This is a genomic window from Planctobacterium marinum (assembly GCF_020687805.1).
GTDB lineage: Bacteria > Pseudomonadota > Gammaproteobacteria > Enterobacterales > Alteromonadaceae > Planctobacterium > Planctobacterium marinum.
This window is the reverse complement of record NZ_JAJEWQ010000001.1, coordinates 470,829-478,874: the sequence shown is the minus strand read 5'-3', so window position 1 is coordinate 478,874 and position 8,046 is coordinate 470,829. Positions and strand designations below refer to the sequence as shown.

The window sequence follows — 8,046 nt, the reverse complement described above, 5'->3', positions numbered from 1 at the left end:
TAAGGCAGTGAGTACCCCAATTGCAATCAAATCTGAAGCACACAGTATGGCATCGACTTTTGCACCGGACTCCACTAACGCTTTACCCACATTATATCCGGAGTGCTCAGTAGATATCGCATCCCAATGTTTGGCCCGCTGATGCTTTTGAACAATGCCGGCATCAATTAAGGCGTCATTAAAGCCATTAAAACGCTCCAGAAACTCCGGACTATTGTTATCCGCCCCGCCTACAAAAACGAACTCTCTGTGCCCCAGCGCTAACAGGTGTTGGGTGATGTTCTTACCCCCCTGGTAATTGTTGCTGCCGATCACAATGCCGGGGTGGCTTTCGTTGATCGCTCCCCAACGTACAAAGTGTGTTTGTTGTTCTTCTAAAGCTTGTAACTTTTCCTGATATTCCAGAAAGTCCCCGTACCCCAGTAATATAATCCCGTCGGCTTTGTGTGTATCCTCAAAATCAGCATGCCAGTCATCGCTGAACTGCTGAAAGGATACCAACAAATCATAACCGGCATTGGCAGTGGCGCGGGTGATACTACCTAACATAGAAAGAAAGAAAGGATTGATCATGGAATCATCTGAAGTCGGATCTTCAAATAACAATAGTGCTAAGGTTTTGCTTTGTTGCTGACGCAGGTTGCTGGCGTTTTTATCTACTTTGTAATTGAGCTCCCTGGCGATACTCTTAATTTTATCGCGGGTTTCTTTGCTCACCAACGGACTGTTTCTAAGCGCCCTTGATACAGTAGATTGAGATACGCCAGCGCGATGGGCAATATCAAATGATGTGGCTTTTTCTTTCATTGTTATAAATACAGCACGTTGCCTTAATGGTCACTGGAAAATAGTAGTCTGCCCAGGTGGATTGACACAAGTTTTATTGCGTTTTGATGCTGTAAAACAATAGATTAACGGTTTTTTGTCGGTTTAATGAACAATTTGTCACCGGGTAAACTCGCGCCTACCCAAGATTTGTCAAAATAATAATCCATTGGGTAACTGTCGGTGTCGGATATTTACTGGATATCCGGTTTACAGACTTCCTTAACGTTAAGCAAAAAGTTATCATCTGGCTTTTGTATTTCTCCGCACAATCCAGTTGCCATAAGACTGAGAAATCAGGCCTGCAATGGCACTGAGGAGATCAGTAAACCCAGTAAGAGGATGACCAATGGCCGAGACAGAAAAGCGTCCGACCAATTTTATCAGACAAATCATAGACCGCGACATCGAGTCTGGTTTGCATACCACCGTACATACCCGTTTTCCGCCAGAACCGAACGGCTTCCTGCATATCGGTCATGCTAAGTCGATTTGCCTAAACTTTGGTATTGCAGAGGATTATCAGGGCACTTGTAATTTGAGATTTGACGACACCAATCCGGAAAAAGAAAGTATCGATTATGTCAATGCCATAAAATCAGATGTTAGCTGGTTGGGCTATCACTGGGACGGTGAGGTGCGATATTCATCAGATTATTTCGATAGCCTGCACGGTTATGCTGTTGAGTTAATTGAAAAGGGACTGGCATTTGTTGACTTCAGCACCCAGGAGCAGATCCGGGAAATGCGCGGTACGTTGAAAGCACCTGGGCAACATAGCCCATACCGCGATACTGATGTGGCGACCAACTTACAAGAATTCGAAAAAATGACTCAAGGTGAATACACCGAAGGTCATTGTTGTTTGCGTGCCAAGATTGATATGGCATCGCCGTTTATGTGCATGCGAGATCCGGTCATCTATCGCATCAAATTCGCACACCATCACCAGACAGGTGAAAAGTGGTGTGTTTATCCAATGTATGACTTTACCCATTGTATTTCTGATGCCATTGAGGGAATTTCTCACTCTTTGTGTACCCTGGAATTTCAGGATAACCGTCGGTTATACGACTGGGTGATTGATAACATCAGCATTGCAACGCAGCCAAGACAGTATGAGTTCTCTCGTCTTAATCTGGAGTACACGGTACTGAGCAAACGCAAGCTGATTCAACTGGTCACCGAAGGGTTCGTAGACGGCTGGGACGATCCACGTATGCCAACTATTGCCGGATTGCGACGTCGTGGATACACGCCGGCGTCGGTCAGAGAATTTTGTTCGCGCATTGGTGTCACCAAAATGGATAATCTGATAGAAATGTCCATGTTGGAAGCCTGTATTCGCGATGAATTGAACGAACATGCGCCGCGCGCAATGGCCGTCCTGGATCCGGTTAAAATCGTTATCGAAAACTATGCACAGGGCGAGGGTGAAACCCTGACTGCGGCAAACCACCCCAATAAACCTGAACTGGGTTCACGGGAACTGGCGTTTGATAAAGAAATTTACATTGAACGTGACGATTTCAGAGAAGAGGCCAATAAAAAGTACAAGCGACTGGTACTGGGTAAAGAGGTGCGCCTGCGCAATGCTTATGTGATAAAAGCCGAGCGGGTAGAAAAAGACGAGGACGGTAATATTCAAACAATATACTGTACCTATGATGCAGATACCCTGGGCAAAGATCCGGCCGACGGGCGTAAAGTCAAAGGCGTGATTCATTGGGTGTCGGCGCTACGTCATGAAAAAGCAGAAATTCGTTTATATGATCGTTTGTTCAAAGAGCCAAACCCGGGCGCTCTGGAATTGGCGGAAGCTTATAATCCGGATTCACTGGTGAAATTAAATGGTGTGGTTGAATCTGGACTGGCAAATAAGGCCATCGGGGAAGCCGTTCAGTTCGAAAGAACGGGATATTTCTGTCTGGATAAAGAGAGCAAAGCTGGTGCGTTAGTCTTTAACCGGACCGTAGCACTCAGAGATACCTGGGCGAAAATAGGCGATTAATTGCCATTTTAACGGTTCAGATAAACTCGATTTAAAAAGCCTCTTCGGAGGCTTTTTTATTGCGCTAACGCGGCTTATCCCCGCGTCAAAGCAGCATAGTCGCAGTTTATTTAGGCTGACAGATCAGCGTTTCGCCGGTGGTATTGATACTGGCGTCATCCATCAAATATAAATAAGCAGGCATGATTTGCGCCGGGGTTTTGAGGTTGTCCGGGTTTTCCGCAGGAAACGCTTTGGCCCGCATGTTGGTACGGGTGCCACCTGGGTTAATGCAGTTGAAACGCAGGTGAGTATTGGAGTATTCATCTGCCAGACATTGCATCATGCCTTCGGTAGCAAACTTGGAAATCGCATAGGTTCCCCAGTAAGCTCTGCCTTTATTACCCACTGTTGAGGTTGTAAATATCACGGAAGCATGTGGGGCTTTTTTCAATACCGGTAACATTGCTTGTGTCATATAAAATGTGGCATTCACATTGACCTGCATTACTTGCTGATATTCTTCGGGTGAGATTTGACCAAAAGGTTGTAATTGACCCAGCAGGCTGGCGTTATGTAGTAGCCCATCCAATTTACCAAACTGACTTTCAATAGTGGTAGCCATGTCCTGATAGTGTTTTACTGTCGCTCCTTCCATGTCCAATGGCACAATTGCCATCTCAGCATGACTGTTTTTTACGCATTCATCGTAGGTGGCTTCCAGTTTTTTTACTGTGCGTCCCAGTAAAATTACATTTGCACCATACTGTGCATACTGTTTCGCTGCCTCTTTGCCGATACCGTCACCGGCCCCTGTTACCAGGATTGTCTTACCTTTGAAGGCCTCTGAATTTGGCTGAAAATCAAGCATATAGTTTCCATTCATAAAAAAAATTGGATTTTAACACTGACTGTCCTATGTTTTGGATAGTTTATTGAGAAAAACAAGATACTTACAAACAGTTAACAAATCTTTGCAAATAATTTTATTTGCCCATAATATTGGGGGAGTTGTCACTGGTCGTACAAGTTATGCACACATTTTAACTACACACGATAAATGCGGACATTAAACCGACATGGTTGAACAATAATTAGAATAGGATTTTGGGGATACATATGAAAAAACTGCTACTCTGCACCGCAATTGCCGCATCACTAGGCCTCTCAGGCTGTGGGGGCGGTGAGGACCTGGTTGAAATCCAGGCCGATGCCACGGTCGATAAACCATTTGCGAGAATTGTTTTTGATCCACCTGGCACAATACCATTGCCTAATGATGCCGCAATGATTCCAGCCACGGACCTTTTTGATTTCACCATTGAGTCAGAAAACCAGGTTAATTTTAATGGCGGAAATCCGCTTGATGCCGTAGGTGCATTGGATGGATGGTCTACCCAATATCCATTGACAATTAATGTCGATTTACCTGCCAACGTTCAGATCCCACTTTCTTCTCTGCAGGTACCTAGCGCAATTCGCATTTTTGAAGCCACCCAGGCATTAGAAGGCTCTTCAGCTGCGTGTCAGGCTGTACTGGCACAGGTAGTGGCACCGGGTATTCCGTGCGAAATTGGTGCGCAGTTAACCTTAAATGAAGACTATGCGGTTACGTTAAGTGATAGCGATACTATTGCCATTATTCCCCTTAAACCGCTAAAACCCGGTCAGGGATACATGGTGGTTGTTACTGAAGATCTGAAAGACTCAGAAGGTCGTGGTGTTCTGGGTTCTACTACCTGGGAATTGGCCAGACAAGATATCAATGACTTACCACTTGCCACGCCGGATCAGCTGCAACTTCAAGGGTTGGCAAATCTGATATTGGGTTCAGGTGCCAGTGTAGGTCTTGATCCGCAACAAACCAGTTATGCAGCTTATTTCTCAACAGGCTCTGCGGGTACTGTAACTGCTACTGTTAAACAGTTGCAGGTAGGTCCATTCGCGCAGGCGTTAGGCGCGTTGTTGGCACAAGGTGTCGATATGGCTTCTGCACAAGCTGAGGCAGCGCAATATCTGCCTGCTATTCTGGTGAATGATGCGGAAAACGAAACCGCGTTTGATGTCCTTGCACCAAGATTGTTAGGTGCCGAGACCTACGGCCAATTGCAGGCGCTGGGTATTGCTACCTGTAGCAGTATGGTGGCGGTACTGAGCGATCCGAGCAATCCACTGAATCCTACGGTTGCCTCATTGTTTCCAAGTGTTGCACCTTTCTGTGCGTCTAGTCTTAAAGCGGGTCAAATTAACTTACCTTACTATCTGAATCCGGAAAATCCGTTAGGTGACTGGTGGCGTAGTGCTTGTACATCAGGTGCAGCGGTACAGGGGATAGAAAGTGCGGCACCAGGCACGGTGGCAGCGCTGATTCAGGCACAAGCCATCGGTCCAAACAATGATTTATGTCAGGCGGCTTCTGGTGGCCAGTTGTATGATCTTAACCTTGATGTTATCGAAAATCTGGATATTACTGACCGTCGTCACCTGACCAAGGTTGCGCCAATCCCGGCTGCAAACGGTTCAAACTCTGACGGCACGGAAACCATTCAGGTTCAGGTTACGGTTCCGGATGAAACCCTGATTCAGTTTTTAGCGGCGATTAACCCGCAGGTCAATGCGGTAACGCGTCCTGAAAATGGCTGGCCTGTGGTAATCATTCAGCACGGTATTACCTCTAAGAAAGAAGACGTACTTGCGGTTACAGGTGCGTTATCAATGGCTGGCTTTGCAACTGTCGCAATTGATCATCCGTTACATGGTAGCCGTGGCTTTGAAATTGACGGTCAGGTTATCAACGCTTCAAGTGGCTTTGGTGGTTCTCCTACCCATTACCTGAATTTAGGTAGCTTGCTGTCTGCCCGTGACAATTTAAGACAGAGTATTGTCGATACTATGGGTCTGCGTCTTGGTCTTAACGCCTGGGTTGACGTAACCGGTACTGCACCTATCGACGCCAGTAATGTGCACTTCATGGGACAAAGCCTGGGGTCTATTACCGGTATTGGTACCGTTGCAACGGCTAATACTCCGCTTACAGGAGATCTGGCGCCGTTTTCCGGTATGTTTGCATTCAACTCTGCCGGATTATCAGTACCCGGTGGCGGTATTGCTTCTTTCCTGATTGAATCTGCCTCTTTTGGCCCGCTGGTTTCTGCCAGTGTATTAGCCGGCGGTTCAGAGTCATTTCAGGTGGCATTAGCGACTTATGCACAGGCGAATGAAGTTTCTATCGAACAGGCGTTGATACCTGCGTATCTGCAATACCTGAACGAAAGAACTGCGGCGCAAGCAGCAGTGGACAATGGCCTGATTAGCCAGTTTGCCTTTGCCGCACAAACCGTTATCGAAGGTGGTGATCCGAATAACTACGCAGCACGTTTAGCGGCGACTACACCAGTGTTATTGCATGAAGTTGTCGGTGGTGGCACTAATGATGATGGCACCACGGCTACCAGCGATGCGGTGATCCCCAATGTAACAGCGTTGCCGACATCTGGAACAGAAGCGCTGATCCGCTTCCTGGGCTTGCCAACGGTAACCTCAACCACTGTGAGCGAAACACCACAAAGTGGTGCGGTACGCTTTATTGCTGGTTCGCATGGTTCGCTGTTTGATCCTTCATCCAGTGTTGCCGCAACCACAGAAATGCAACTACAAATGGCGCAGTTCTTTGCTTCGCAGGGAACGGCTATTGTAGTGACAGACGAGACGGTGGTTGCTAACTAGTTAATCTCATCGATGTAATACCAAAGCCCGCTATGCGGTAATGCCGATCAGTTAAGAAGTTGACATTCGGCACAAGAGGATCAAAATCCGATGATCGTAAGGTCATCGGATTTTTTTATGGAGCTTTCAGAAGCCCTCGCGCGTACTTCAATCAATCGACTCACCGAGTTTCGTTGTCTGGCAGATGTTTTAGACTCAGATATTGTTGATTCATGTCTTGCTTCAAATGGCGTTGCGACTCTACGCAAACGCAAATTGCCAATGGATGCAATGATTTGGGCAGTAATAGGCATGGCGCTATTCCGGATTGAGTCTGTATGTCAGTTGATCAACAAACTGGATGTGGTTTTGCCGCAAGATGTTGATTATGTTGCCCGCAGTGCGGTGACTCAGGCAAGAAAAAAGCTGGGGGCAGAGGTTGTCAAAGACGTATTCCATTTATCAGCAAAGCGTTGGCATGAACGAGCGGAACACCCCTCATGGTGCGGTTTATCCCTTTACGGTGTTGATGGTGTAGTGTGGCGTACACCTGATACTCCGGCCAATAATGTGGCATTTGCCCGAACTGCCAATAAATCCTATGAAGCGGCATATCCCCAGGTACGAATGGTGTGCATGATGGAACTAAGTAGCCACCTGATCCTCAATAGTGCTTTCGACAGCGTGGCAGAAAATGAAATGAATCTGGCCTCGAAGCTGATCGACACAATTCCAGACAATAGCCTGACATTGTTTGATAAAGGGTTTTATTCACTGGGATTGCTTCACGACTGGCATGAAAAAGGAACGAATACTCACTGGTTGTTACCCTTAAAGAAGGGAACGCAATATGAAGTAATAAAGAGAATAGGAAAACAAGATGTGCTTGTACGCCTGCAAACCACACCACAGGCCAGAAAGCGTCGTGAACATTTACCCCAAACCATAGAAGCTCGATTGTTAACCAAAACCGTAAAAGGCAAGAAAGTTGAGATATTGACCTCAATGACAGACTGTATGGCGTATCCGGCTGCGGAAATTGTTGATCTGTATTCCCACCGTTGGGAAATAGAATTGGGCTACCGTGAAATGAAGCAGCACATGCTGGAAAGCCGTTTTACATTGCGCAGTAATAACCCTGAGCTTATTGTTCAGGAGCTATGGGGCGTTTTGCTGGCCTACAACCTTATCCGATATAAGATGATTCTGATGGCACATTCATTAAAGGGGGTCTTTCCAAATCAGCTGAGCTTCCGCGATGCGTCATCTCACATCATACATACGCTCACTATGATGCCAATCTATGCACCGGGTAATGTGCCGAGAATTATACTGGATGTAGAAAGAAATGCCGCTCAATTTAAACTTGAGGGGCGACGAGAAAGGAGCTATCCCAGATGCCTGAAAGCATCTAAAAACCGATACCCTATCGCCAGAAAAAAGAAAGCCGCTCACGCTAAGTGAACGGCATTACGCTATGCGGGCTTTTTTATTGAGCCCACTTTACGATATGAGGCTATTTCAGG

At 46.5% G+C, this 8,046-nt stretch carries 5 protein-coding genes; 3 read left to right on the top strand and 2 right to left on the bottom strand.

The features are described from left to right. The coding region (locus tag LJ740_RS02270) for a LacI family DNA-binding transcriptional regulator (RefSeq protein WP_229527426.1) at window positions 1-807 on the bottom strand (807 nt) is incomplete at its 3' end. Window positions 808-1,174: 367 nt separating this feature from the next. On the opposite strand from LJ740_RS02270, the gene glnS reads away from it, so the two are divergent. Next, window positions 1,175-2,836, top strand: a complete 1,662-nt coding sequence (gene glnS / locus LJ740_RS02265; RefSeq protein ID WP_229527425.1) for a glutamine--tRNA ligase — start codon at window positions 1,175-1,177, stop codon at window positions 2,834-2,836. A 106-nt stretch (window positions 2,837-2,942) separates the two neighbouring features. On the opposite strand, the gene LJ740_RS02260 is transcribed toward glnS, so the two are convergent. Beyond that, window positions 2,943-3,686: a YciK family oxidoreductase gene (locus tag LJ740_RS02260; RefSeq protein ID WP_229527424.1), complete on the bottom strand. Its 744-nt coding sequence runs from the start codon at window positions 3,684-3,686 to the stop codon at window positions 2,943-2,945. A 248-nt stretch (window positions 3,687-3,934) separates the two neighbouring features. Here LJ740_RS02260 and LJ740_RS02255 point away from each other — a divergent pair, with 248 nt between their 5' ends. Further along, complete coding sequence (locus LJ740_RS02255) at window positions 3,935-6,541, top strand: VolA/Pla-1 family phospholipase (RefSeq protein WP_229527423.1); 2,607 nt, start codon at window positions 3,935-3,937, stop codon at window positions 6,539-6,541. Between the two features lie 117 nt (window positions 6,542-6,658). After that, window positions 6,659-7,984, top strand: coding sequence for an IS4 family transposase (locus LJ740_RS02250; RefSeq protein WP_229527422.1), 1,326 nt, complete (start codon window positions 6,659-6,661; stop codon window positions 7,982-7,984). The last annotated feature ends 62 nt before the right edge of the window (window positions 7,985-8,046 follow it).

What these genes read in the sequence shown, in the direction of transcription:
- LJ740_RS02250 (WP_229527422.1), top strand. Translation starts at nt 6,659, where the DNA reads ATGGAGCTTTCAGAAGCCCTCGCGCGTACTTCAATCAATCGACTCACC.
- glnS (WP_229527425.1), top strand. Translation starts at nt 1,175, where the DNA reads ATGGCCGAGACAGAAAAGCGTCCGACCAATTTTATCAGACAAATCATA.
- LJ740_RS02260 (WP_229527424.1), bottom strand. Translation starts at nt 3,686, where the DNA reads ATGCTTGATTTTCAGCCAAATTCAGAGGCCTTCAAAGGTAAGACAATC.
- LJ740_RS02255 (WP_229527423.1), top strand. Translation starts at nt 3,935, where the DNA reads ATGAAAAAACTGCTACTCTGCACCGCAATTGCCGCATCACTAGGCCTC.